This is a genomic window from Rhodoferax sp., from assembly GCF_034519335.1.
GTDB lineage: Bacteria > Pseudomonadota > Gammaproteobacteria > Burkholderiales > Burkholderiaceae_C > Allorhodoferax.
On sequence record NZ_JAXHOL010000013.1, the window covers coordinates 33,725 to 59,119 of the forward strand.

Genomic DNA, 25,395 nt, shown 5'->3' on the forward strand with positions numbered 1-25,395 from the left:
GACGAAACTCCCAGGAAGGTTCAAGAGCGATGGGCCGACTGTGCCGTTTGCCCGCCACTGGCGCGAGCGGCGTGCGACGAAATGCGGCTTTGGCGCCGTGAAATGCAAAAAAACGGGGGCTTTTGGCAACTGCCACGGCGCCGCCATCGTGCCTTTCTAGAATCGGGGCATGAACAGAACATGGATAGGTGGCGCCGCGGTGCTGGTCGCCGTACTGGGCGGTGGTGTGTGGTGGTGGATGCAGGCAGGCGCAGGCGACAAGGTGGAGTACCGCACGGCGGCCATCAGCCGGGGCAACCTGCAGGCCACTGTGGCCGCCAGCGGTGCGGTGAGCCCGGTGGCGCAGGTGAGCGTGGGCACGCAGGTGAGCGGGCAGATCCGCGAGGTGCTGGTGGACTTCAACAGCGAGGTGAAGGCCGGCCAGCTGATTGCCCAGATTGACCCCGAGACCTTTGAGTACCGCGTGCGCAGCGCCCAAGCCGATGTGGATGCCGCGCGTGCGGCGGTGCTGACCGCGCAGGCCAATGTGGCGGCCGTGCAGACCCAGGTGTCGCGTGCGCAGGTGGACCTGAACGAAGCACAGCGCGATTTCGAGCGCAAACAAAGCCTGGTGGAAAAACAGTTCATTGCCCAGAGCGAGGCCGACAAAGCGCGTGCACTGGTGAACACCAGCACCGAAGCCATGAAGGCGGTACAGGCCCAGGTGGGCGTGGCGCAGGCACAAGTAAAGACCGCACAGGCCAACGTCGCGCAGCGCGAGGCCGCACTGGCCCAGGCCCGCATTGACCTGGCGCGCACGCGCATTACGTCGCCAGTCAACGGCATTGTGATCAAACGCACCATTGAGCGCGGCCAGACGGTGGCCAGCAGCCTGCAGTCGCCCGAGTTGTTTGTGATTGCGCAAAACCTCTCCGACATGCAGGTGGAGGCCGCCATTGATGAGAGCGATGTGGGCCGCCTGCAGCCGGGACAAAAAGCCAGCTTCAATGTGGATGCCTTTCCGGGCCAGACCTTTGAGGGAGAGATTCGCCAGGTGCGCAAGGCCGCTACCAATGTGGCCAATGTGGTGACGTATGTGGCCATCGTGCGTTTTGCCAATGTGCAGGGCAAGCTGCTGCCTGGCATGACGGCCAATGTGCGGGTGGTGACCGAGCAGCGCGAGGGCGTGCTCAAGGTGCCCAACGCGGCCTTGCGCCTGCGGATTGAGGGTGTGGAGCCTGCAGCACCTGCCTCGGCTGCTTCGGCACCCGGTGCACGTGCGCCAGGCCCGCGCCCCGAGGGCGGCGCGGCGCGTGGCGCAAACCGCAGCCGGGTGTATGTGATGGGCAGCGATGGAAAGCCGCAAGCCTATGCCGTGCGTGTGGGGGTATCAGATGGCAGCAACACCGAGCTGATCTTGCCGCCGGATTCGCCGGCAGCTACGGCCTTGCGCGAGGGTGTGGAGGTGTTGGTGGGCACCAAGCCGCAAGGCAGCGCCACGGCGCCGCGTAGCAATGGCCCGCGACCTCCGTTTTGAGGCGGCCGCGATGTCACCCACGACCCAAGCGCACGCCCTGATCCAGGCGCGTGACCTGACCAAAACCTACGCCATGGGCGACCAGACCGTGCACGCGCTGCGGGGGGTGTCGCTGGACATTGCCGAGGGCGAGATGGTGGCCATCATGGGGGCGTCGGGCTCGGGCAAGTCCACGCTGATGAACATCTTGGGCTGCTTGGACCAACCCAGTGCTGGCAGCTATGTGCTGGCCGGTGAGGCTGTGCAAGACATGGCGCCCGACGCGCTGGCCAGCATTCGCAACCGGCGCATTGGTTTTGTGTTTCAGCAGTTCAACCTGCTGCCGCGCACCAGCGCCCTGGAGAACGTGGAGCTGCCCATGGTCTATGCCGGTGTGCCGGCCGCCCAGCGCCACCAGCGTGCACGCACTGCCCTGGAGCGGGTGGGCCTGGGCCAGCGCACCGGGCACACGCCGGCCGAGCTGTCGGGTGGGCAGCAGCAGCGCGTGGCGATAGCGCGCGCACTGGTCAACCACCCCCAACTCATCCTGGCCGATGAGCCCACCGGCGCGCTGGACTCGCAAACCAGCGAGGACATCATGCAACTGCTGACCGAGCTCAATCGCCAGGGCATGACGGTGGTGCTGGTGACGCACGAGGCCGACATTGCAGCCTGGGCGCGGCGCACGCTGGTGTTCAAGGACGGGCATATCGTGGAGGACACGGTGCGATGAATACCTTTGCGGCGTTGCGCAGCGCGCTGCGGTCCTTGGCGGCCAACACCTTGCGCAGCATCTTGACGATGCTGGGCATCATCATTGGGGTGGCTGCCGTTATCACCATGGTGGCGGTGGGGCAGGGCGCCACCAACCGCGTGCAGGAGCAAATGAAGGGGCTGGGCTCCAACATCATGCTGGTGCTGCCGGGTGGTGTGTCGCAGGCCGGGGTGCGTCTCGGCGCACAAACCCGCCAGCGCCTGACCGAAGAAGATGCACTGGCGATTGCACTGGAGATTCCCGAAGTGCAGGTGGCCGCCCCTACCTCCCGCACCAGCGGGCAGCTGGTGTTTGGCAATACCAACTGGGGCAGCAGCATCATTGGGGTGAACAACGACTACCTGGAGGCGCGCGATTGGCCGCTGGCCAGTGGGCGGGTGTTTGATGCGGCGGAATTGTCGGGCTCGGCCAAGGTGGCCTGGATTGGCAGCACTGTGGCGCGCGAGTTGTTTGGCGAGCAGGACCCGGTGGACCAGGTGATTCGGGTGCGCAACATTCCCATCACGGTGGTTGGCGTGCTGGCGCCCAAGGGGCAGAACTCCATGGGCCAGGACCAGGACGATGTGGTGATGATTCCGCTGGGCACGCTGCGCAACCGCATCTGGGGCGGTGACGCCACCAGCCGCCTGAAGCGCGTGGGCGCCATCAGCGTGAAAGTGCGGGATGGCCAGGACATGAAAGCGGTGGAGGACAACATCAAGGACCTGCTGCGCCAGCGCTTCAAGGTGCAAGAGGGGGCAGACGATCCGTTTGTGGTGCGCAACCTCACCGAAATTTTGCAGGCCCAGGAAGAGTCCAGCCACGTGATGACGCTGTTGCTGGCGGCGGTGGCCGGCATCAGCCTGGTGATTGGCGGCATTGGCATCATGAACATCATGCTGGTGAGCGTGACCGAGCGCACACGCGAGATTGGCTTGCGCATGGCCGTGGGTGCGCGCGGGCGTGACATCCTGGCGCAATTCTTGATTGAAGCGGTGACGCTGAGTGTGCTGGGCGGCGCCATTGGCGTGGCCCTGGGCGCACTGGCCACCTGGGGCGTGGGCCACTTTGCCGGGTGGCAGGTGTCGTTGAGTGTGGGGGCGGTGTTGCTGGCGGTGGGCTTCTCGGGTGTGGTGGGCGTGTTTTTTGGCTTCTACCCGGCCCGGCGCGCTTCCAAACTGTTACCGATTCAAGCACTTCGCTATGAATAAGTGAGCTGCTCGCGCAGATAATATGCGCCTTCTGGCTATTTTTTATCTATAAAAGGGAGTGTGTTTTGGACATTACATTGCTGATCAAAGCGGCCATCATGGGTGTGGTGGAAGGGTTGACCGAGTTTTTGCCTATTTCCAGCACCGGCCATTTGATTCTGGCGGGGGCACTGCTGGACTTTCTGGACCACGACAAGCGCCAGGTGTTTGAAATCGCTATCCAGACCGGTGCCATCTTTGCCGTCATCCTGGTCTACTGGCAAAAAATCCGCGACACGCTGGTGGCCCTGCCCACCGAAAAGCAGGCGCAGCGGTTTGCCGTGAATGTGGCGATTGGTTTTGTGCCTGCGGTATTGCTGGGCTTGTTGTTTGGCAAGTTCATCAAGGCCCACTTGTTCACCCCCACCATCGTCGCCACCACGTTCATCGTGGGCGGCTTCATCATCCTCTGGGCCGAGCGCCGCCAGGCCAACAATCCCAAGACCGTGCGTGTGGCCGATGTGGATGCCATGACGCCGCTGGACGCCCTCAAGGTGGGCCTGGTGCAGTGCCTGGCCATGGTGCCCGGCACCAGCCGCAGCGGCGCCACCATCATCGGCGGCATGCTGCTTGGGCCTGTCGCGCAAGGCGGCTACCGATTTCTCTTTCTTCCTTGCCATTCCGACCTTGATTGGGGCGGGGGTGTACAGCCTGTACAAAGAGCGGGCGTTGTTGTCGATGGCGGATGTGCCGCTGTTTGGTGTGGGGCTGGTGTTTTCTTTTGTCAGCGCGTGGTTGTGTGTGCGCTGGTTGTTGCGCTTTATTTCTACCCACAGCTTTGTGGGGTTTGCGTATTACCGCATTGTGTTTGGCGTCGTTGTGTTGGTGACGGCTTGGACTGGGGTGGTGACTTGGGCGGCTTGATTTTTCAATACGGACTTCCTTGGTCCTATGGTGGTGGGTGATTGGGCGGGCTGCACCGCTTTTTTAACACCCACTCCCCCAGCCCCTCGCCCCGTCGGCGAGGGGAGCTTTTAACAGCCATATTTTTGGGGAATGCTCCGGTTATGGGGCCGCAGCAGTCGCGTTGCCACTGGGTGGGTACGCTACGGCCCGCGCCAACGGTTGTAGTAAACACCAATAAGCTGGCGCGGAGCCGCTGGCGGGCGCAGCCGCCAGCCGTGCCGAACAGACATCTCCGAAGTCCCACAACCGCAGGCGCTGGCCGTGGCGCGCGCTCACGGTAGCAACCTCACCCCCGTAGCACCTTAGTCGGCGCGAGACAACAAGATATGGCTGTTAAAAGCTCCCCTCGCCGACGGGGCGAGGGGCTGGGGGAGTGGGTGTTAAAAAAGCGGTGCAGCCCCACCAAGCCCCCATCACCGTAGCACCAGGGGAGTAGGTACTAAAAACCCAAGAAGACAAGCTACCCCCGATACCCCGCAAAACACTTCACCGCCTCGTCAGCAGGCACCGGCTTGCTAAACAGGTAGCCCTGGAACTCCTCGCACTGCAGCCCGCGCAAAAACTCCAGCTGCTCGGCCGTCTCCACACCCTCCGCCACCACCGTCATGCCAAAGCTGTGCGCCATCGCCACAATCGCCTTGGTGATAGCGGCGTCCCCCGCGTCCTGGGTGATGTTGCGGGTGAAGGCCTGGTCGATCTTCAGGGCGTCCAGTGGGTACTGCTTGAGATAGGCCAGGCTGGAGTAGCCGGTGCCAAAGTCGTCCATCGCCAGCTTCACGCCCAGCGCCTTGCAGGCATGCAGCGTGGCTAGCGTGGAGGCCACGCTTTGCAGGGCCATGCTCTCAGTCACTTCCAGCTCCAGCATGTGCGGGGGCAGGCCGGTGCTTTGCAACACCTGGGCCACCAGGGCGGGCAGTTCCTTGCCGGCAAACTGGCGCACCGACAGGTTCACCGCCATGCGGAAGCGGCTGTGGCCTTGGGCCAGCCACTGCGCTGCCTGCGTGGCGGCGGTGTGCATGACCCACTGGCCGAGTTGCACGATCACACCACTTTGCTCGGCAATCGGGATGAATTCGGAGGGAGGAATCCAGCCCAGCGAGGCGTGGTGCCAGCGCAGCAGGGCCTCAAAACCCACGACTGCCCCCGTCTTGATACGAACCTGCGGCTGGTAATACACCTGCAGGTCCCCCTGGGCCATGGCGTGGTGCAGCTCATTGTGGATTTGCAGGGAGCGCGCCACTTGGCGGTTCATGGCCGCGTCGAAGTACACATAGGTGCCGGGGCCGGCGGGCTTGGCGTGGTGCAGGGCCGACTCGGCATTGAGCAGCAGCGCATGCGCACTGTCGGCCTGCGCGGGGAATAGGCTGGCGCCGGCGCTGGCGGTCAGAAAGAGCGTGTGGCCGCTCACCTGGTAAGGCTGGGCCAGGCGGCGCAGCAGCTCGGTGGCGCGTTCGCCCAGGCGGTCTTCGTGATCCAGACCTGCCATGCACACGGCGAACTGGTCGCCGCCGATGCGGCCCACCACATCGTGCGCGGTGGGGTGTTCCCACTGCGCGGAATAGAGGTTCAGGCGTTTGCCTACTTCGCGCAGCACCAGGTCGCCCACGCCGGTACCCAGCGATTCGTTGATTTTGGCAAACCCGTCCAAGCCCAGGCACAGCAGGGCTACGCCGCTGTGGTGCTCTAGGGCAGCTTCGAGCTGCTGCTCGAACAGGTCACGCCCGGGGAGGGCGGTGAGCGTGTCGATCTGCATGGCGTAGCGGGTTTCGTTCTGCAGCCGTTGGGCGGCTTGTTCGAGGCTGCTGCTGCGCTGCAGGCGGGCCTGCACGGCCTCCAGCAGTTCGTCGCGGCGGCAGGGTTTGGTGAGGTAGTCGTCAGCGCCCAGGTTCATGCCGGCGCGCACATCGGCGCGGTCGGCCTTGGCGGTGAGCATGATGATGGGCACGGTGGCCGTGCGGGCGTCTTCGCGCAGCGCGCGCACCAGGCCGTAGCCGTCCAGTGTGGGCATCATCACATCGGTCAGCACCAGGTCGGGCCGCAAGGCTTGCGCCTGCGTATAGGCGTCCGCACCGTCGCACGCAGCCATCACCTCGTACCCTTCGAGCTCCAGCATCCACTGCAGGTTCTCGCGCAGCGAGGGTTCGTCTTCGGCAATCAGGATGCGCATGGCCTCAGTCCTCTGGGGTGCAAGCATGGGTGGGGAGGGTGACGGTGAAGGTACTGCCTTGGCCCAGCGTACTGTCGACGCGGATATCGCCGAGGTGGCAGGTGACCGCTTCTTTCACGATCGACAGACCCAGGCCAGTGCCCGCAATCGGGCCGACATTGCTGGCGCGGTGGAAGCTCACAAACAGCTGGGCCTGGTCGGCCTCGGGGATGCCAATGCCTTGGTCGGAGACCGTGAACACCAGAGCGTCGCCGCGGTCCCGTACGGCAAAGTGCACGTCACCCCCCTGCGGGGAGTATTTGATGGCGTTGGACAACAGGTTGCCCACGATGTTGCGAATCAACGTGTCGTCCAGCCAGAACAGCTGTGTGGCCGGGGGCAACTCCAGCTGCAGGTGCACGCGCGCCAGTTGGCGTGCCATGGCGCTGCGCACTTCGTCTACCAAGCCGTTGCAAAAGGTGGTGATGCTCAGGGCGCGGGGCTTGAACTCCAGCCGTCCGGCATCGGTGCGGCCAATCACCAGCACGTTCTCCAGCATGTGGGTCATGCGCTCCACCGCATCGTCAATTTTCTGCAGGGTCTGCTGCTTTTTGTTGGCCGGCATGCGTTCTTCGTAGTGCAGCAGCAGTTCCACCGAACCATGGATGGTGGCCAGTGGTGTGCGGAACTCGTGGGACGCCATGGTGATGAAACGTGCCTTCATGTCGTTGAGGGCAATTTGCTGCTGCAGCGCCAGGCGTTGGCTCTCCTCGGCTTGCATGCGTGCCGTGGCATCCACCACAAACAGGAGCGTGGCATCCCGTTGGCTCCACTCAATGATTACGGCCGACAGCTCAAGTGTGCGCAGCTGTCCATCTGCGGTGATGATGCGAAAGGTGTAGTTGATCTCTACGGTTTCCCCGCGCAAGCGGCGTTGGTGCCGGCCCAGCACAGCGGGCACATCGTCCGGGTGGATCGTGGCTGTAAAGGGATGGGTCTGCAAATACTCCAGCGAATGGCCGACGATGCGCACCATGCTGGGGTTGGCAAACACGATGCGTCCGTCCTGCACCACCATCACGCCAACGCCCACGTTTTCGATGACCGAGCGGTAACGCGCCTCGGAGTTGCGCACCTCTTCCAGGGCCTGTTGCCGCTCCAGCGCGGCCCCCACATGGTTGGCGACAAAGCCCAGAATGTCGGCATCATCCTCGGAATAGTGCACATCGGGTTCGTAGCCCTGCACCACCAGTACGCCGCGCACACGTCCCTGCATTTGCATGGGCACTCCGAGCCAACTGGTGAAGCTCAAGTCTCCCGTGGCCTGGGTGATCTCGCCACTGTCTTGCAGGGCCCGGAACCGATCAGCATCGATGAGTTGGGGCTGTGCACTGTGCAATACAAACTCAGTCATGCCGCGCTTGCGCGGAATGCCGTAGCGCTGCATGGTGTTACCGTCTTTTTCGTCTTCGTAGTACGGGAAATCCAAGGTATTTTTAGAGGGGTGGCTCAGGCACACATAGAAGTTCTTGGCATACAGCAGCTCGCCCAGCAGTTGGTGCACGGCCTTCAAAAAGTCGTAGATCGACAGTCCGGCCGTGGCGCGTTCTGCAATACGGTAGAAGACGTTCTGTAGCGCTTGGGCCTTCTTTTGTTCCAGCGCCTCGGCTTGCAGCTCGCGCGTGCGGCGCGCCACCCACTCGCTGGCCAGGGTCTGTTGCTCGTCCAGTGCCGCTTGCAGTTGGCGGTTTTTGGATTGCAAGGCCTGAACTTGCTCTTGCAGTCGGTCCAGTTGCGCTTGCAGGTGGGGGCTCATGGGTCGTCAGTGCGCCATGTTGCGCAGGGCGGCTTCAATCGCGGCAGCGGTTGCCAAGGGCTTCTCCATCGGGAAAAGGTGGCTTCCGTCCAGCATCATGATGCGGCCCTTGGTGACCTTGTCGGTCATGGCCATGCCGACCTGTTTCATCTCGGCGGACTGGTCGCCACCAATGAAGGTCACCGGGCATTTGACCGGGTGACGCGCCAGCAGGCGGTCCAGGTTGTCGGGCAGGGTGTTGTAGAAAGCGGTTTCAATGGCACGGTCAAAGGCCAGCACACGTTTGCCCTCGGCGTCTTCGTCAAAAGCATCCACATAGTCTTGCAGCACCTGCGCATCCCATTTGGCAAACGCCTTCTTGTGCTGGAAATGTTCGAACGCTGCTTGGGCAGTGGGCCAGCTGTTGCGGCGTTGGCGGCTCACGGCGCCGGGCGAGATGGCACCAACCAATTGGGTCGTCTTGGCCAAGCCGACCATGCGCGAACGCCAGCCGCCCACCAACGGAGAGTCCACCAGCACCACGCCTTTCGCCAGCTCGGGGTGCAGCGCAGCCGCCATCAGGCTCAAAAAACCGCCCAGCGAGTGGCCCACCAGCCAGACCGGTTCCTCCGTCTTCTCCACCACCTTGGTGGCGTAGTCCACCAGCTGCTGGACCACATGGGGCCAGTTGTCCGTGACGGGGTAGCGTGGGTCGTGGCCGTACTTGTCAACAGCTTTGACGGAGTAGCCGCGGGCCTTGAGACTCTTGAACAGCACCTTGTAGGTGCTGGCGGGGAAGCTGTTGGCGTGGGAGAAAACGATGGTAGACATCAAGAACCGATTCAGATCAGCTTTTCGTCTGGGGTCGTGATTTTCTTCAGCGGCAGGCTGCGTGCCGATGGCACCAGCAGCGGCACCGAGGTTTGGCCACCGTTCCACATGGGGTCTTCAATGCTGTCAAACACTTCGCGCAGCTTCTGCCCCCAGCTGTTGTGCAGCATGGCGAAGTAGGGGTTGTTCTCATCGATGCAAACCACTTTGTCCGTCTGGAAGGTGTTGGCCTCGTAGACCACCATGTCCAGCGGCAGACCCACTGACAGGTTGGACTTGAGCGTGGAGTCCATGGACACCAGTGCACACTTGGCGGCTTCGTCCAGAGGGGTATGGGGTGTGATGACGCGGTCCAGCACAGGCTTGCCATATTTGGATTCGCCGACCTGGAAGTAAGGCGTCTCCGGCGTGGCTTCAATGAAGTTGCCAGCGGAATAGACCTGGAATAGTCGCATGCCTTCGCCTTGGATCTGACCGCCGAAGATCAGCGACACATTGAAATCTACGCCGGCGTTCTTGAGCGCCGCTCCATCGCGCTCCTGCACCTTGCGGATGGCCGAGCCCAGCACGCGGGCCGCATCAAACATGCTCTTGGCGTTCCAGATGGTGATGCCTTCGTCGTCCTCGTGGTCCTTGAGCTTTTCGATCTGCAAGATTTCCCGTACGGATTGCGAGATGCTGAGATTGCCGGCCGAGAGCAGGGCCATGAAGCGGTCTTGCGGCTTCTCGTACACGATCATCTTGCGGAAGGTGCTGATCTGGTCGAGTCCTGCGTTGGTGCGCGAGTCGGAGAGGAACACCAATCCGGCATTGAGTTTGATGGCGACGCAGTAGGTCATTGTTCTTGTGGTTTGAGGCTAAACCTAGAGTGTATCGGGGGCAGGCCTAGGCCTTGTTTGCCAAGGCCTTCAAGTGGTACAGCGCATCCATCGCTTCCCGCGGACTCATGGCGTCGGGGTTGATGCCCGCCAGTGCGGACTCCACCGCGCTGACCGGGGCTGCCTCGGGTGTTGGCGGTGCGGCAAACAGGTCCACCTGGGTTTGCTGCTCGGTCGCATGGGCCTCCAGCGCATCCAGCGTGTGGCGAGCGTGGTTGAGCACGGCGGCGGGCATGCCGGCCAGGCGGGCCACCTGTACGCCGTAGCTCTTGCTGGCAGGGCCGGGTTCGATGGCGTGCAGGAACACGATGTCGCGGCCGGCCTCGGCCGCGCTCACGTGCACATTCATGGCCGCGTGATGCGTAGCTGGAAACTCGGTGAGTTCGAAATAGTGCGTGGCAAACAGCGTGAAGGCTTGGGTCTTGTCGTGCAGCTGGGTAGCAATCGCACTGGCCAGGGCCAGGCCATCAAAGGTGCTCGTTCCCCGGCCAATCTCGTCCATCAGCACCAGGCTGTGCGGGGTGGCGCAGTGCAATATCTGCGCGGCTTCGGTCATCTCCAGCATGAAGGTGGACTGGGCGTTGGCCAAATCATCGGCTGCGCCAATGCGGGTGTGGATGGCGTCGATAGGACCCAGGCGGCAGGCGCGCGCGGGCACGTAGCTGCCCATGCTGGCCAAGAGCACGATGAGGGCGACTTGGCGCATGTAGGTGGATTTACCGCCCATGTTGGGGCCGGTGATGATCTGCATGCGCTGCTTCACACCCAAGCGCGCGTCGTTGGCAATGAAATTGCCACTGGAGAGTTCTGCCAGCCGCGCCTGCACCACGGGGTGGCGGCCGGCTTCAATGTCGATGCAGGGTTCTGCTACAAACTGCGGCGCGCACCAATCGAGCGTCAGCGCGCGCTCGGTCAGGGCGCACAGCGCGTCCAGTGCGGCCAGGGCGCGTGCCACGCGGGTGAGCTGGGGGATGTGGTGTTGCAGCTGGTCCAGCACTTGCTCGAACAGGTACTTCTCGCGCGCCAAGGCGCGCTCCTGCGCGCTCAGGGCCTTGTCTTCAAAGGCCTTGAGTTCGGGCGTGATGAATCGCTCGGCGTTCTTCAGGGTCTGGCGGCGGCGGTAGTCGTCGGGCACCTTGTCGACCTGGCCGGTGGTGACTTCGATGTAGAAGCCGTGCACCTTGTTGAACTGCACGCGCAGGTTGGCAATGCCGGTGCGTGCTTTTTCGCGCACCTCCAGGTCCAGCAAAAAGGCATCGCAGTTCGTTTGGATGGCGCGCAGCTCGTCCAGGTCGGCGTCAAAGCCGCTGGCGATCACGCCACCGTCGCGCACCAGCGCGGCAGGCTCGGGTGCTATGGCGCGGGCCAACAGAGCGGTGGCGTCGCCCGGTGGCTGCAATTGCTCTGAAATGTGAGCCAAATAGCCCTCTAGCCCACGTAGATGTTGCGCGAGAAGCTCTGTTTTTTGTAGCGTTACCACCAGGGCCACGAGTTCACGCGGACGCACTTGGCGCAGCGCGGTGCGGGCGGTGATGCGCTCCACATCGGCGCAGCCCTTGAGCGGGCCGCGCAGGGTTTGCCACAGGTTGTTGCGCAAAACTCCAATGGCCTGCAGGCGGTGCTGGGCCTCGGTGCGGTCGCGCGCCGGTTCCAGCAGCCAGCTCTTGAGCATGCGGCTGCCCATGCCTGTCATGCAGGTGTCGATGAGGCTGAACAGTGTGGGGCTGTCTTCACCACGCAGGGTTTGCACCAGCTCCAGGTTGCGGCGCGTGGTGACGGGCAGGTCGATCAGCGCATCGTTGCGCTGCACCTGCACGCTGTGGATGTGGGTGAGTGCGCGGCCCTGGGTGTGCTCGGCATAGCCCAGCAAGGCGGCGCTGGCGGCGTGGGCCAGCGGCAGATCCTGCGCGTTCCAACTGGAGAGGCTGGCGGCCTGCAGCGCGTCCAACAGCTTGCGCTGGCCCAATGCGCCGTCAAACTGCCATTCGGGGCGGGCCGTCAGGTACAACGCGTTACTGGTGGAGCGCAGGCGTTTCAGGCGGTCTTCAAAGGTGGTGGTGCAGCCGGCGCTGTAGGCCAGCTCGCTGGGGGCCACGCGGGTGATCCAGCCGTTCACCTCGTCGGGCGCGCACTCGGCCAGGAACACCACGCCCTGGGTGACGGACAGCCAGGCCAGGCCGCAGCGGTTGCGCGGGCCCTGGTGCACGGCCATCAAAATGGATTCGGACTTTTCGCTCAGCAGCTCGGCATCGGTCAGCGTACCGGGGGTCACCACGCGCACCACCTTGCGTTCCACCGGGCCCTTGTTCACCCCCACTTCACCCGTTTGCTCGCAGATGGCGACCGACTCGCCGTGGCGGATCAGCTTGGCCAGGTAGCCCTCCATGGCATGGAAGGGCACGCCGGCCATCACCACCGGCTGCCCGGCGGACTGGCCGCGTTGGGTCAGCGTGATGTCCAGCAGCCGCGCAGCCTTCTCGGCATCCTCGTAAAACATCTCGTAAAAATCCCCCATGCGGTAGAACAGCAGGGTTCCGGGGTACTGGGCTTTGAGGCCCAGGTACTGCTGCATCATGGGGGTATGGGGAGGGGCCGTTTCTGTCATCCCAAGAAGTCTATCAATTTCGCTGGTAGGAGCGGCCTTTCCTAGGGGTTGGCCAGCGTGGCGGGCACCGGACTCAGGCTCTATGATGGGCGCACTCCCACTCAGGCCACCCTTTTTGCCCGTGTCGCCCCAACCCCAACAACCCATGCCGGCTTCGTCCGTCGCACAGCCTGAGGCGCCAGTGCCTGCATGGGGGGTGACGGAGGGGATGTTCAAGACGATTTTTGACTACAGCCCGGAAGCCATCGCACTGACCCGGGTGCGTGACGGCGTGTTGGTCGAAGTCAATACCGAGTGGTTGCACCTGACCGGGTATTCCCGGGAAGAAGCGCTGGGCCGCACGGCTGTGGGACTGGGCCATTGGCTGGACCCACAGGAGCGCAAACGTGTATTCACACCGCTCTACGAAGGCAGCAGGGTGGTGGACGCTGATGTCACGCTGGTCATGAAGGATCGCAACCCCCGCGTGGTGCGTATGAACGCCACGCTGGTGCGCGAGGGGGACGAGGCCTACATCCTGCTTTACTTGCGCGACGTAACGGCGGAACGACTGGCCCATGAGGCGCTGCGTGCAGGGGAGCAGGCGCTGGAGCAGGCCAACGACAAGCTCAACCGCCAGGTCAAGCTGCATGAGCTGACCGAGTCCCTGGCCAAGGTGGGGCACTGGGTGGCCTATCCGGGTACGACGGATTTGCAAATTTCCCGTGGGGCCGCCCATATTGGCGGCGTGGTCGAGCAGACCCTGCTCAAACGTGGAGAATTGATTGAAGGCGTGCAGGCTGAAGACCGGCCGCAGGTCGAGCAAGCCTTGCAGCGCATGGATGGTGAGGTGGTGGAGTACCGCTGGCGCCGCCCTGATGGACAGCTGATTTGGGTGCGCGCCAGGTTTTACCGCCAGTTGAAAGACGGTGTGAGTCAGGCCGAAATGGGCGTGATTCAAGAGGTCACCGACGAGCACCGCGTGCGGCAAAGCTTGGAAAACCAGCTCGCCTTCATCCACAAAATTACCAGCCGGGCACCGGGCTTGGTGTACGAGTACCAAATGTGGCCTGACGGGAGGTACATCTTCCCCTTTGTGAGTGCCGGGGTTCAGCAGATTTATGGCGTGACGCCGGAGCAGGTGTACGAAGACCCAACCCGGGTGTTTCATGGCATTCATCCCGATGACATGGCTTTGGTGCAGAAATCCACTTGGCAGGCGATGACCCAAGTGCAACCTTGGCGCTGTGAATTCCGGGTGGGGGGCGAGGGTGAGCCGGTTCGATGGATGCTGGGCAATTCATTGCCGGAAATGCAGGCCGGCGGTTCGGTTCTTTTTTGCGGGTCCATCACCGACATCACGGCCCAAAAAGAAGCACTGGAGCGGCTGCAGGCCAGCGAAGAGCGGTTTCGCAGCCTGTCGGCGCTATCGTCAGATTGGTACTGGGAGCAGGACGCGGAATTCCGCTTTGTGCGGATCGATGGCAATGGGTTGGGCAGTTCGAAACTGGCGTCAGACGCTGCGATTGGCAAGACGCGTTGGGATTCAGGCGGTCAGGGCGTAAGCCCGGCGCAGTGGGCGCAACACAAGGCCCAACTGCTGGCGCATGAGACCTTCCATGATTTCGAGATGCAACGTCCCTTGAAGGATGGGGGTTACATGTGGGCCTCGATCAGTGGCGCGCCCATTTTTAATGCGGAGGGCGAGTTTTGTGGCTACCGTGGTACCGGGCGTGACATTTCCTCACGCAAGCTCGCCGAGGCTGAGATCGAACGCCTGGCCTTCTTTGATGCGTTGACCGGGCTGCCGAACCGGCGGATGTTGATTGACCGCCTGGAGCATGCCGTGGCCGGCAGCGCGCGCCATGGACATCACGGCGCTTTGTTGTTCATTGACCTGGACAACTTCAAGATCCTGAACGACACCCTGGGGCACCACATGGGGGACATGCTGCTCAAGCAAGTGGCCAGCCGCCTGCAAGAATGTGTGCGGGATGTGGACACCGTGGCCCGGCTGGGGGGGGATGAGTTTGTGGTGATGCTGGAAGAGCTGGGTGCCGTGTCCGCCGATGCCGCAAGCCAGGCCGAGATGGTGGCCAAGAAAATTCTGCAGATGCTCAACCAGCAGTTTGCGCTGGGCAGTCACCAGCTGCACAGTTCACCCAGCATTGGCGTGACGCTGTTTTACCAGCACACCCACACGGTGGACGAGCTGCTCAAGCGCGCGGATCTGGCCATGTACCAGGCCAAGGCGGCTGGCCGCAACACCCTGCGCTTTTTTGACCCCGAGATGCAGGCTGCCGCCTCGGCACGCGCAACCCTGGAGGCCGATTTGCGTCAGGGCCTTTTGCGCAACGAGTTCTTGTTGTACTACCAGCAGGTGGTGGACGACCAAGGCAACATCACCGGGGTGGAAGCGTTATTGCGTTGGCGCCACCCCGAGCGCGGGCTGGTGTCGCCAGGCGAGTTCATTCCTGTGGCAGAGCAAACGGGCTTGATACTGCCGCTGGGCCAGTGGGTGCTGGAAGCCGCGTGTGCCCAGCTGGTGGCCTGGAGCGCCAAGCCCCATACCCAGCGCCTGACCATTGCCGTGAACGTGAGCGCACGCCAGTTCAAACACCCCGAGTTTTCCAACCATATCCTTAACCTGCTGCGCCTCTCGGGAGCGAATCCGTACCGGCTGAAGCTGGAACTGACCGAGAGCCTGTTGTTGTCAGACTTTGACGAGGTGATCGTGAAGATGAGCGAGTTGCGCTCCATCGGCGTGGGCTTTTCGCTGGACGACTTTGGCACGGGCTATTCATCGTTGGCCTACCTCAAGCGTTTGCCGCTGGACCAACTCAAGATTGACCAGTCCTTTGTCCGCGATGTATTGACCGACCCCAACGACGCAGCCATTGCCCGCACTATTCTCAACTTGGCGCGCAGCCTGGACTTGGGCGTGGTGGCGGAGGGTGTGGAGACCGCGGGTCAGCGCGACTTTTTGTTGCGCAATGGCTGCAAGGCGTTTCAGGGCTATTTCTTTGGTCGTCCTGTCCCGGTGGAGCAATTGGAGCTTCCTGTCTTATGAGCACTGAATTGCCGTGGGCGCAACGCTCGCTCGCCGAGTGTGCGCGAGAAATTGCAAGGCTGGAGCAGGCGCTGGCGTCTGTGGAGTCTGGTGCTCGCCGCCAGTACGACATGCTGGATGCCTTGTTCGTGCGTAGCCCGGCGGCCATCTCTTTGACCCGCCTGAGTGATGGGTGCTTTGTGGATGTGAACGCACATTGGGAGCGGGTTACTGGCTACACCTGGGCGCAGGCGGTGGGAAAAACCGCGCTGGAGCTGGGTTTTTGGCCCAACGCTGCGGCAAGGGATGCTGCTTTTGCCCGTGCCGCAGAACTGGAAGGCAAGCATCGGGTGGAGGTGCCGTACACCACACCCGATGGCCGTGAGGTGTTGTTCCAAATGGAAGGTACCCGCTTGAGTTTGGCCGGAGAGCTGCATGTGGTGGTCTATCTGCATGACATCACGCTGCAACGCCAGGCGCAGGAAGCGGTACAGGTCAGTGAGCAGGCTTTGCAGCAGGCCAATCAGGAACTGCGAGGCCAGCTGGAGCTGTTTGAGCTGACTGAACGGCTGGCCCGGGTAGGGCACTGGACGGTGCCACAGGGCGCGAACCGTCCGGTCTGGTCCAAAGGGCTCTATGCACTGGCTGAGATGCCGTGGCAGCCGGGCATGACATTTGATACGGCGCGCCAGCACATTCATCCTGACGACCGAGCAGCTTTCTTGCAGGCGCGCGAACGCATGGATGGCAGTGAGCTGGAATACCGTTGGCTGAACCGGGTGGGCGCGGTGCAGTGGTTGCGCACGCGGATGCGTCGCCAGCACCGGGACGATGGGTCGTATGTGGACTTTGGCGTGGTGCAGGACTTTTCGGAGGAAATGCGGGCCAAGGACGCCTTGCAGGAACGTCTGGAGATGATTCAGCGTTTGACCAGCCGCCTGCCCGAGATGGTGTTCCAGTTTGTGCGGCACAGCGCCAAGCGTGGCGAGTTCACCTTTGTGAGCGACGCCTGCGAGGATCTGTTTGGGGTCAGCACCCAGGATGCCCGCACCGATCCCAACACGGTGTTCCGCTGCGTGCACCCGGATGATTTACCCGCCATGGTGGCGTCCATGAATGACACGGCCGAGCACGGCGCCACCTGGGCCCACGAGTTTCGCGTGCGCCGCAAAGATGGGTCGGTGCGCGACCTGTTTGGCAGGGCGATCACCATTTGGGAGCCATCGGGGCACCACATCGCTTACGGGTCGGTGACGGACATCACTGCGATCAAGGCGTCGCAGGCTACGCTGATGGAAAGTGAAGCGCGCTTTCGCGCACTTACCGAGCTTTCTTCGGATTGGTACTGGGAGCAGGATGCGCAATGCCGTTTTGTGCGATTTGATGGCACCTTGACGGGAAAGTCGCGCGAGGCCCGCATGGGCAAGACGCGCTGGGAAATCGGTGCCTTGAATATGAGCGAGGCGGATTGGGAGGCGCACCGCCAAGTGGTGATGGCCCGCCAAGAGTTTCGCGAGCTTGAGTTGTGCGACGTGAATTCGCAAGGTCAAACGTACTGGATATCCATCAGTGGTGCGCCATTTTTTGATGCCCAAGGCCAGTTTCGCGGTTACCGGGGCGTGGGCCGCGAAATTACGGCACGCAAGCTGGCCGAAGAAAAAATTGAGCGTCTGGCGTTTTATGACGTGCTCACCGGTTTGCCCAACCGTCGCCTGCTGATTGACCGTCTGCAACACGCCCTGGCTTTGGCAGCACGCGACGGCCACCACGGGGCTTTGCTGTTCATTGACCTGGACAACTTCAAGGACCTGAACGATACGCGGGGTCACGATGTGGGAGATCTGTTGTTGCAACAGGTGGCTCAGCGTCTGCTGGCCTGCGTGCGCGGTGCTGATACCGTGGCCCGCCTGGGCGGGGACGAATTTGTGGTGATGTTGCACAGCCTGGACACTGACCCGGCCCTGGCCAGTGCGCATGTGGAGCTGGTGGGTAAAAAAGTCATCAGCAGCTTGAACCAAACGTATATGTTGGGGGCTGCCGAGCACCACAGCACTCCCAGCATCGGCATCACCTTGTTTGCCCAGCAGCACCAGACCGTGGACGAACTCCTCAAGCAGGCAGATTTGGCACTGTACGAGTCCAAGGCGGCAGGCCGCAACACCATGCGCTTTTTTGACCCCGCCATGCAGGCGCTGGTGGCGCAGCGTACTGCGCTGGAGCTGGATTTGCGCCACGGTTTGCAGCGCCAGGAGTTGGTGGTGTATTACCAGCCTGTGGTGGATGCGTCGCGGCGCGTGGTGGGCGCTGAGGCCCTGGTGCGTTGGCAGCATCCACAGCGTGGCCTGGTGGCACCCATGGAGTTCATTCCGGTGGCAGAACAGACCGGACTCATCATTCCCTTGGGGGCTTGGGTGCTGGAAAAAGCCTGCCGGCAATTGGCCCTTTGGGCCACGCAGGCGGACACGGAGGCATTGACGGTGGCTGTCAACGTGAGCGCGCGGCAGTTTCGCCACCCGGATTTCGCCCAGCAGGTGTTGGACCTGCTGCACAAGACTGGCGCCAATCCCTCGCGCTTGAAACTGGAGCTCACCGAGAGCCTGTTGCTCAGCGATACGCAAGACGCGATTCACAAAATGACCGCCTTGCAGACGGTGGGGGTGGGTTTCGCGCTGGACGATTTCGGCACAGGGTATTCGTCGCTGTCCTACCTCAAGCTCTTGCCTTTGCAGCAACTCAAGATTGACCAGTCTTTTGTGCGCGATGTTCTGACCGACCCCAATGACGCTGCGATTGCCCGCACCGTGTTGGCACTGGGCAAAAGTTTGGGATTCAGCGTGGTGGCTGAAGGCGTGGAGACCGAGGGGCAGCGCGACTTTCTTTTGGAAAATGGCTGCACCCTGTTCCAGGGGTATTTGTTTGGGCGTCCTGCGCCCATCCAACACTTGCTGCCATAACCCGGAGGGGCACCCCTGCTGCCCTGCCAGAAAACCTGACTACAGCAGGGCGTCGCCCACAGAACCTTCGCCATCTGCTGCAGCTTCGGTCTGCGCGGCCGCAGCTTGGCGCAAGGCCGCTTTTTCACCGGCAGGGGCAAACTTGCTGTACTTGCCCAAAATGCTGACCATTTGTCCGTACACGCGCGGTGTGCCGGCCAGGATTTCCTGTTGGTCCAGAAATTCGGCTTCACCCGTGAAGTTGCCCACCAAACCGCCGGCTTCGGTTACCAACAACGAGCCCGCAGCCACATCCCAGGGCTGCAGGCCCAGTTCGAAGAAACCTTCGGTGTAACCGGCGGCCACGTAGGCCAGGTCCAAAGCGGCGGAGCCCGGGCGGCGCAGGCCGGCGGTGCGTTGCATCACATCGCCCATCATCTGCAGGTACTGGTTGAAGTTGTCGCCCTGGCGGAAGGGGAAGCCGGTGGAGATCAGCGATTCCTTGAGCTGGGTGCGCTTGGAGACGCGGATACGACGGTCGTTCAGGAAGGCACCACGGCCTTTGGTAGCGGTGAACAGGTCGTTGCGGGTAGGGTCGTAAACCACCGCTTGCTCGACTTTGCCGCGCACGGCCAAGGCGATGCTCACGCAGTACACGGGCAGGCCGTGGATGAAGTTGGTGGTGCCGTCCAGCGGGTCGATGATCCAGACGAATTCGGAGTCTTTGGCCCCGTGTTCATTGCCGGATTCTTCTGCCAGGATGCCGTGGCCGGGGTAGGCCGTCAGCAGGGTTTCAATGATCGCTTGTTCTGCAGCATGGTCCACTTCGGTGACGAAGTCATTGGCCTTTTTTTGCGAAACACGTACGGATTCGATGTCCAGCGCAGCGCGATTGATGATGGAACCGGCGGTGCGGGCGGCCTTGATGGCCACATTGACCATGGGGTGCAGATTGAGCGTCATAGATTGTTGGGGGAAGAACTGGAAGGGCCGGCTGGCGATGCAGGCGGCGACAATAGGCATATTTTAACGGCAGGGCTTGGGTTGCGCACCCTAAGCCCCCAAAACAGCCCGCTCGCCTCGATTCTGAACGTATGCACACCCGTTTTATCCTGATCAACACCAGCCATGCCGGCAATGTGGGAGCCGCCGCCCGCGCCATGAAAACCATGGGTTTTGACGACCTGGTGCTGGTGGCGCCGCGTTGGGCCAATGTGCTGCGTCGCGAAGAAACCATTCAGCGCGCCAGCGGGGCACTGGACGTGCTGGCCAAGTGCCGTATCGTGGACACACTGGACGAAGCATTGGACGGTATCAGCCACCTCTGCGCCACCGCCATGACACCACGCGACTTTGGCCCTCCCACCACCACGCCACGCGAACATTTTGCAGTGCTATCAAAAGGTGAGCTGCCCGCGCATATTCCGCAAGGGCAAGGCATCGATTTGGCACAAAAAATCGGAGTGGGCGAGCCACAGCAGGGGGTGGGTTTTCTCTTCGGGTCTGAGCGCTTTGGAATGCGAAATGAAGATGTATACCGCTGCCACGTCTGCCTCAGTATTCCCAGCAATCCGCAGTTCGGTTCGCTGAACATTGGTGCCGCGTTGCAGGTCATCGCCTATGAGTGGCGGCTGGCGCTGGGAGGCTTTGGCGTGCAAGCCGCAGCGGTGCAAAGTGTGCTGGCCGACGCTGCGCAAGTGAGCGGCATGCTCACCCACCTGGAGCAGTCGCTGGTGGCGTTGGGCTTTCTGGACCCCGCAGCACCCAAGAAGCTGATGCCGCGCCTGAACGCGCTGTTCAACCGTGCCGAGGTCACGCAAGAGGAAATCCACATCCTGCGCGGCATTGCCAAAGCCATCCTCCAGCACAGTGGGCAAGCACCTGCCAAGGGTGCGGGTTTGGTGGCGGTGGGCGGCAAGGCAGACTTGAACGGGTAGACTCTTTCGCATGTTTTCCCGCATCCGCTCCGACATCCAATGCATCCTCGACCGGGACCCTGCTGCGCGCAGTACATGGGAGGTGGTCACTTGTTATCCGGGGCTGCATGCGGTGGTGTTGCACCGTCCGGCGCACTGGTTTTGGAACCACGGCTTCAAATGGTTGGGGCGATTTATCTCGCACCTGTCCCGTTTCTTGACTGGCATCGAGATTCACCCGGGTGCCAAGCTCGGGGAGCGGGTATTTTTCGACCACGCCATGGGCACGGTAGTGGGTGAAACCGCCGAGATTGGTGACGGTTGCACGATTTACCAAGGTGTGACTCTGGGCGGTACCAGCCTGTACAAGGGCTCCAAGCGCCACCCCACCCTGGGCAAAGACGTGGTGGTCAGTGCGGGCGCCAAGGTGCTGGGCGGCTTCGAGGTCGGCGACGGTGCCAAGATCGGCAGCAATGCCGTGGTCGTCAAGCCAGTGCCCGCTGGAGCCACCGCTGTGGGCATTCCGGCGCGCATTCTCCCCAGCAAAGCCGGGGTGAGTGCCGATGTGACCACGCCTGACCGCAAATTCACCGCCTATGGCATTACCCAGGAAGACGATCCGGTGAGCCAGGCTCTGCGCGGGCTGGTGGACAGTGCTTCTGGGCAAGACCATCAAATTGCCATGTTGTGGAAGGCCGTGGAACAGCTGTCGGCCCGTCTTGCCGACAGCGATTGCGTCCCCTTGGATGCGGCGCGCAAAGAGTGTTTCGAGGCCGAGAAATTGAACCAACTCATCGGGAAGTAAAGCTCACCCCGGTGGCGGCTGCGCCGCCTCCCCCTTGCAGGGGCAACACCAGTGGCCCGGCAAAGCCGGTTCCACGGTGTTTTTGGGTTAGGTCACGCGCACCGGCCGCACTGCGCTCTTGGGGCGAAACGACTTGCACACCGCGTCCACGGTTTCCATGTAAGGCCCGCCAATCAGGTCCACGCAGTAAGGCACAGCGGCAAAGATGCCGGGCACAATCTGGTTTCCGTCGGCATCTTTCAAACCTTCCAGCGTCTCGGCAATCGCTTTCGGTTGGCCCGGCAGATTGATGATCAGCGTTTGGCCACGAATGACGGCCACTTGGCGCGAAAGGATGGCAGTGGGCACAAAGTGCAGGCTAATGGCCCGCATCTGCTCACCAAAGCCCGGCATTTCCTTGTCGGCAACCGCCAGTGTGGCTTCGGGTGTCACATCGCGCAGGGCTGGGCCGGTGCCGCCGGTAGTTAGTACCAGTGCGCACTTGGCATCCGCGAGCGCAATCAGTGTTTCTTCGATGCTTGTTTGCTCATCGGCAATCAGCCGCGCTTCGAACTGGATCGGGTTGCGCAGTGCACGGCTTAGCCACTCTTGCAGTGCGGGCAGGCCCTTGTCTTCGTAGACTCCGCTGGAGGCGCGGTCGCTGATGGAGACAATGCCAACCCTGACCGACTCAAACCGCGACACGCTCACGCCTCGTCACCGTCGTAGTCAGCCCCATCGTCGGCGTCGTCAGAGCTGCGGCCATCCTGATGGGCCTGCAAGGCCTCGCGCACCAGTTGGAAAATATCTCGGTAGGCACGGCCATGGCGCAGCGCTTCGCCGGGCTTCTCCGGCTTGGCGTCCTTGCGGGCCTGGCGCACCAGCGCGCGCAGATTCTGGCTGTCGGTGCTGGGGCTCAATGTGATCCACTGGCCGACCGCGTCATCGTCAGCAATCAGGCGGTCGCGCCATTGCTCGGCTTGGTGCAGCACCAGTGTTTCTTTGGCCGATGGCATGTGCTGTTCTTCCAACGCGGCACGGATCTCGTCCCATTTGGAAGGCTCCAGCTTGCGCATGAGCTTGCCGATGAACTGCATCTGGCGGCGTTTGCCTTCGAAGTTGGTGATGCGTTTGGCTTCCGCCACGCCTTCCACCAGTTTGTCGGGCAGGTCCAACTTGGTCATGAGTTCGGCGCGCAGCGTCAGCAGGTCTTCACCCAGCTTTTGCAGCTCAGTGCTTTCCTTTTTGAGGTCGGTGCGGGTCGGCTCATCCGTGCCCTTGAGTTCGCGCTTGTACTCCAAGTCCAGTGCGCTGCCTTCGGCGACGAACTGACCCTTGACGTAATAGCCCTTTTTTAGTTTGCGTGACATAGCCAAGTATCATAGCCGTCGCCATGAAGAAACCCACCTCCGCCTCTGGGCGCACCTCCCCATTACCCATTCCCAAGGCCAAACCTGCCGATAGCGGCTTTGCCTACACCCGAGATTTTTTCGAGTCGCGCGTAGACACCGCCTTGGCCCATGCCAAGAAATTGGGGGCCACGGACGCCGGTGCCGAGGTGTCCGAGGGGTGTGGGCTGAGCGTGTCGGTGCGCAATGGCGAGCTTGAAAATGTGGAGCGCAACCGCGACAAGTCGCTGGGTGTGACTGTCTACGTGGGCAATCGCCGCGGCAACGCTAGCACCTCTGACTTTTCAGATGCTGCGATCGAGCAAACGGTGCGCGCCGCCTACGACATTGCCCGCTTTACGGCGGAAGATCCGTTTGCCAGCCTGCCCGACGCCGATGACATCGTGCCCGTGGCCGAGCGCGGCCGCGACTTGGATTTGTTCCATCCTTGGGCCGTCACCAGCGAAGAGGCTGCCAAGCTGGCTCTGGAGTGCGAAGCAGCAGCCTTGGGTGTGAGCAAACGCATTACCAACAGCGAAGGCGCTGCGGTGTCAGCCCAGCAGTCGCACTTCTTCAGTGCCCATACGCGTGGTTTTCGCGGTGGATATGCCTCGTCACGCCATTCGCTGTCCGTGTCGCCGATTGCGGGCAAGGGCCGTGACATGCAGCGCGATGCCTGGTACAGCTCCATGCGTTCTGCGGACGAGCTGGCTTCGCCCCAAGCCGTAGGCCGCTATGCTGCCGAGCGCGCGCTCAGCCGCCTCAAGGCCCGCAAGATTGCCACCGTGGAATGCCCGGTATTGTTTGAATCTCCGTTGGCGGCCGGTTTGGTGGGCGCCTTTGTGCAAGCCGTGAGTGGTGGTGCGCTATACCGAAAAAGTACGTTTTTGCTGGACTCGCTGGGCAAACAGGTTTTGCCCAAACACATTGACATCCAGGAAGACCCGTTTGTGCTGCGCGGCAAGGGCAGTTCGCCATTCGACGACGAAGGCGTGCGGGTGCAAGCGCGCAAGGTGGTGGATGCTGGTCGCGTACAAGGTTACTTTTTGAGCAGCTATTCGGCCCGCAAACTGGGCATGCGCACCACCGGCAATTCGGGCGGCTCGCACAACCTGACTTTCACCTCGCGCCTGACCAAGGCTAGTGACGACCTGGACGCCATGCTGCAAAAACTCGGCACTGGCTTGCTGGTGACCGAACTGATGGGGCAGGGCGTGAATTACGTCACGGGTGACTACTCACGCGGCGCCAGCGGCTTCTGGGTCGAGAAGGGGCGCATTGCCTACCCGGTGCATGAGATCACCATCGCCGGCAATATGAAGGACATGCTCAAGGGCATTGAAGCCGTGGGTGCCGACACTTACAACTATGGTGCCAAAACTGTAGGCTCGGTGTTGATCAACCGGATGAAGCTTGCTGGCAGCTGAAGGTCTACTATGTATCGCAATGTCTCTGGAATCATTTGTCTTGTGGTGGGGTCTGCCTGTGCGCTGGCACAGGCTCCCGCGCCAGCTGTACCTGCGCGCGTGTTGCATCCTTGGCAGGCGCCCACCCCTGCAGGCACTGCAGAGGCCTACTTCACCAATCTGAAGTCGGGCGAGAGCATCGAGACCCCGTTTTTGTTGAAATTTGGCCTCTCGGGTGGCTGGGGCTTGGCTCCCATCACCAAGCCATTGGGCGGTAAAAGTGGTCACCACCATCTGCTGGTAAACCGCGATCTGCCGCTGGATTTCAAGGCGGCCTTGCCTTTTAACGAGCAGTACATCCACTTCGGCAAGGGCCAGATGGAGACCGTGCTCACATTGGCCCCTGGCACTTACACCTTGCGCATGCTGTTGGCGGACGACAAGCACCTGCCGCACTTTGTCTACAGCAAGCCGCTAAAGGTCACGGTCACCAAAAAGAACAGCACGGACCCCAAGACGCTGGTGAAGAAGGGCATTTCGCTGATGGTGTCTGAGCCAGAGCAAAAGCCTCCGTTTCGGGTGCAATTCCACGCCTCAGGCCTGAACGTGGCCCATGCCGTGCAGCAGGAAAAAGACACCGGCCACTTCAAGCTGACGGTGGCCAGCAAGGCCGGTGCTGTGGCGGAAATGGACTTTGTGGAAGGCCAGACCGAAACCTGGCTGGCTCCACCCGCGGGCGACTACACGCTCAAACTGGAGTTTGTGGACAATTTGAACCCCAAGCAGGCCTTGGTGGGTGCCGTGACTACCGCGGTGCGTGTGTTGCCTTAACCTGCCAGTGCAGCCTTCACGGCCGCAGACACGGTTCCCATCTCGGCTTTGCCGGCCAAGCGGGTTTTGACCACGCCCATCACCTTGCCCATGTCGCCGGGGCCAGCGGCACCCAGTTCGGCCACGATAGCCTTTACCTCAGCCAGTACTTCGTCGGCCGACATGCGCTGGGGCAGGTAGGTCTGCAGTACCTTCATTTCAGCTTCTTCCTTGTCGGCCAGCTCCTGGCGCTCAGCCTTGATAAAGGCTTCAATCGAATCCTTGCGCTGCTTGATCAGCTTGTCCACGATAGCCACCACTGCGGCATCGTCCAGCACTACGCGCTCGTCCACTTCTTTTTGTTTGCAGGCTGCCAGCAGCAGGCGGATCGTGCCCAGTCGCTCACTGTCCTTGGCGCGCATGGCGGTTTTCATGTCTTCGGTGATCTGGTCTTTGAGGGACATAGCAGT

18 protein-coding genes and 1 pseudogene are annotated in these 25,395 nt (G+C 62.1%); 10 read left to right on the plus strand and 9 right to left on the minus strand.

From position 1 onward, the window contains the following. Positions 1-169: 169 nt before the first annotated feature. The 4 genes and pseudogenes from U5O12_RS06390 to U5O12_RS06405 all read left to right on the plus strand — a co-directional run bounded on the left by U5O12_RS06390 (position 170) and on the right by U5O12_RS06405 (position 4,363). On the plus strand, positions 170-1,516 hold the full coding sequence (locus tag U5O12_RS06390; RefSeq protein ID WP_322577829.1) for an efflux RND transporter periplasmic adaptor subunit: 1,347 nt from the start codon (positions 170-172) through the stop codon (positions 1,514-1,516). Beyond that, positions 1,494-2,228, plus strand: a complete 735-nt coding sequence (locus U5O12_RS06395) for an ABC transporter ATP-binding protein (protein WP_322577830.1) — start codon at positions 1,494-1,496, stop codon at positions 2,226-2,228. The genes U5O12_RS06390 and U5O12_RS06395 overlap by 23 nt, the downstream gene beginning before the upstream one ends. Further along, complete coding sequence (locus U5O12_RS06400; protein ID WP_322577831.1) at positions 2,225-3,460, plus strand: ABC transporter permease; 1,236 nt, start codon at positions 2,225-2,227, stop codon at positions 3,458-3,460. The genes U5O12_RS06395 and U5O12_RS06400 overlap by 4 nt, the downstream gene beginning before the upstream one ends. Positions 3,461-3,525: 65 nt before the next feature. Further along, a pseudogene (locus tag U5O12_RS06405) lies at positions 3,526-4,363 on the plus strand (undecaprenyl-diphosphate phosphatase). Between the two features lie 502 nt (positions 4,364-4,865). Here U5O12_RS06405 and U5O12_RS06410 read toward each other — a convergent pair. Genes U5O12_RS06410 through mutS form a run of 5 tightly spaced genes read right to left on the minus strand, consistent with a single transcriptional unit; the run spans position 4,866 to position 12,660 of the window. Then, positions 4,866-6,572, minus strand: coding sequence for a putative bifunctional diguanylate cyclase/phosphodiesterase (locus tag U5O12_RS06410; protein WP_322577832.1), 1,707 nt, complete (start codon positions 6,570-6,572; stop codon positions 4,866-4,868). A gap of 4 nt (positions 6,573-6,576) precedes the next feature. Further along, complete coding sequence (locus U5O12_RS06415; protein ID WP_322577833.1) at positions 6,577-8,367, minus strand: ATP-binding protein; 1,791 nt, start codon at positions 8,365-8,367, stop codon at positions 6,577-6,579. Positions 8,368-8,373: 6 nt separating this feature from the next. Continuing rightward, entirely contained in the window at positions 8,374-9,177 is an 804-nt protein-coding gene (locus U5O12_RS06420; protein ID WP_322577834.1) for an alpha/beta hydrolase, read from the minus strand. A gap of 11 nt (positions 9,178-9,188) precedes the next feature. Beyond that, on the minus strand, positions 9,189-10,016 hold the full coding sequence (locus tag U5O12_RS06425) for a proteasome-type protease (protein ID WP_322577835.1): 828 nt from the start codon (positions 10,014-10,016) through the stop codon (positions 9,189-9,191). Between the two features lie 46 nt (positions 10,017-10,062). After that, positions 10,063-12,660, minus strand: coding sequence for a DNA mismatch repair protein MutS (gene mutS, locus U5O12_RS06430; RefSeq protein ID WP_322577836.1), 2,598 nt, complete (start codon positions 12,658-12,660; stop codon positions 10,063-10,065). Positions 12,661-12,805: 145 nt separating this feature from the next. Here mutS and U5O12_RS06435 point away from each other — a divergent pair, with 145 nt between their 5' ends. Then, positions 12,806-15,709, plus strand: a complete 2,904-nt coding sequence (locus tag U5O12_RS06435; protein WP_322577837.1) for an EAL and GGDEF domain-containing protein — start codon at positions 12,806-12,808, stop codon at positions 15,707-15,709. Continuing rightward, entirely contained in the window at positions 15,706-18,642 is a 2,937-nt protein-coding gene (locus U5O12_RS06440) for an EAL domain-containing protein (RefSeq protein ID WP_322577838.1), read from the plus strand. Before U5O12_RS06435 ends, U5O12_RS06440 begins: the two co-directional genes overlap by 4 nt. Before the next feature lie 39 nt (positions 18,643-18,681). Here U5O12_RS06440 and U5O12_RS06445 read toward each other — a convergent pair whose 3' ends face one another. Continuing rightward, a complete protein-coding gene (locus U5O12_RS06445) occupies positions 18,682-19,584 on the minus strand; it encodes an inositol monophosphatase family protein (protein WP_322577852.1) in 903 nt (300 codons plus the stop codon). A gap of 131 nt (positions 19,585-19,715) precedes the next feature. Between U5O12_RS06445 and U5O12_RS06450 the strand changes: the two genes are divergently transcribed. Continuing rightward, positions 19,716-20,558: an RNA methyltransferase gene (locus U5O12_RS06450; RefSeq protein ID WP_322577839.1), complete on the plus strand. Its 843-nt coding sequence runs from the start codon at positions 19,716-19,718 to the stop codon at positions 20,556-20,558. A 10-nt stretch (positions 20,559-20,568) separates the two neighbouring features. Beyond that, positions 20,569-21,342 (plus strand): serine O-acetyltransferase, encoded by a 774-nt coding sequence (gene cysE, locus U5O12_RS06455; RefSeq protein ID WP_322577840.1) that lies wholly within the window; start codon positions 20,569-20,571, stop codon positions 21,340-21,342. Between the two features lie 87 nt (positions 21,343-21,429). Here cysE and mog read toward each other — a convergent pair whose 3' ends face one another. Together mog and yjgA are read right to left on the minus strand one after the other, a co-directional pair. Further along, entirely contained in the window at positions 21,430-22,032 is a 603-nt protein-coding gene (gene mog, locus U5O12_RS06460; protein WP_322577841.1) for a molybdopterin adenylyltransferase, read from the minus strand. Continuing rightward, positions 22,029-22,691: a ribosome biogenesis factor YjgA gene (gene yjgA, locus U5O12_RS06465; protein WP_322577842.1), complete on the minus strand. Its 663-nt coding sequence runs from the start codon at positions 22,689-22,691 to the stop codon at positions 22,029-22,031. The genes mog and yjgA overlap by 4 nt, the downstream gene beginning before the upstream one ends. A gap of 23 nt (positions 22,692-22,714) precedes the next feature. Here yjgA and pmbA point away from each other — a divergent pair, with 23 nt between their 5' ends. Then, entirely contained in the window at positions 22,715-24,136 is a 1,422-nt protein-coding gene (pmbA, locus tag U5O12_RS06470) for a metalloprotease PmbA (RefSeq protein WP_322577843.1), read from the plus strand. Positions 24,137-24,145: 9 nt separating this feature from the next. Beyond that, positions 24,146-24,946 carry a DUF4399 domain-containing protein gene (locus U5O12_RS06475; protein ID WP_322577844.1) on the plus strand — a complete coding sequence of 267 codons (801 nt, stop codon included), beginning with the start codon at positions 24,146-24,148 and terminating at the stop codon, positions 24,944-24,946. Here U5O12_RS06475 and U5O12_RS06480 read toward each other — a convergent pair. Then, the gene (locus U5O12_RS06480) at positions 24,943-25,389 is read right to left on the minus strand and encodes a GatB/YqeY domain-containing protein (RefSeq protein WP_322577845.1); all 447 of its coding nucleotides are present in this window, start codon (positions 25,387-25,389) and stop codon (positions 24,943-24,945) included. The genes U5O12_RS06475 and U5O12_RS06480 overlap by 4 nt on opposite strands. Positions 25,390-25,395 lie beyond the last annotated feature (6 nt).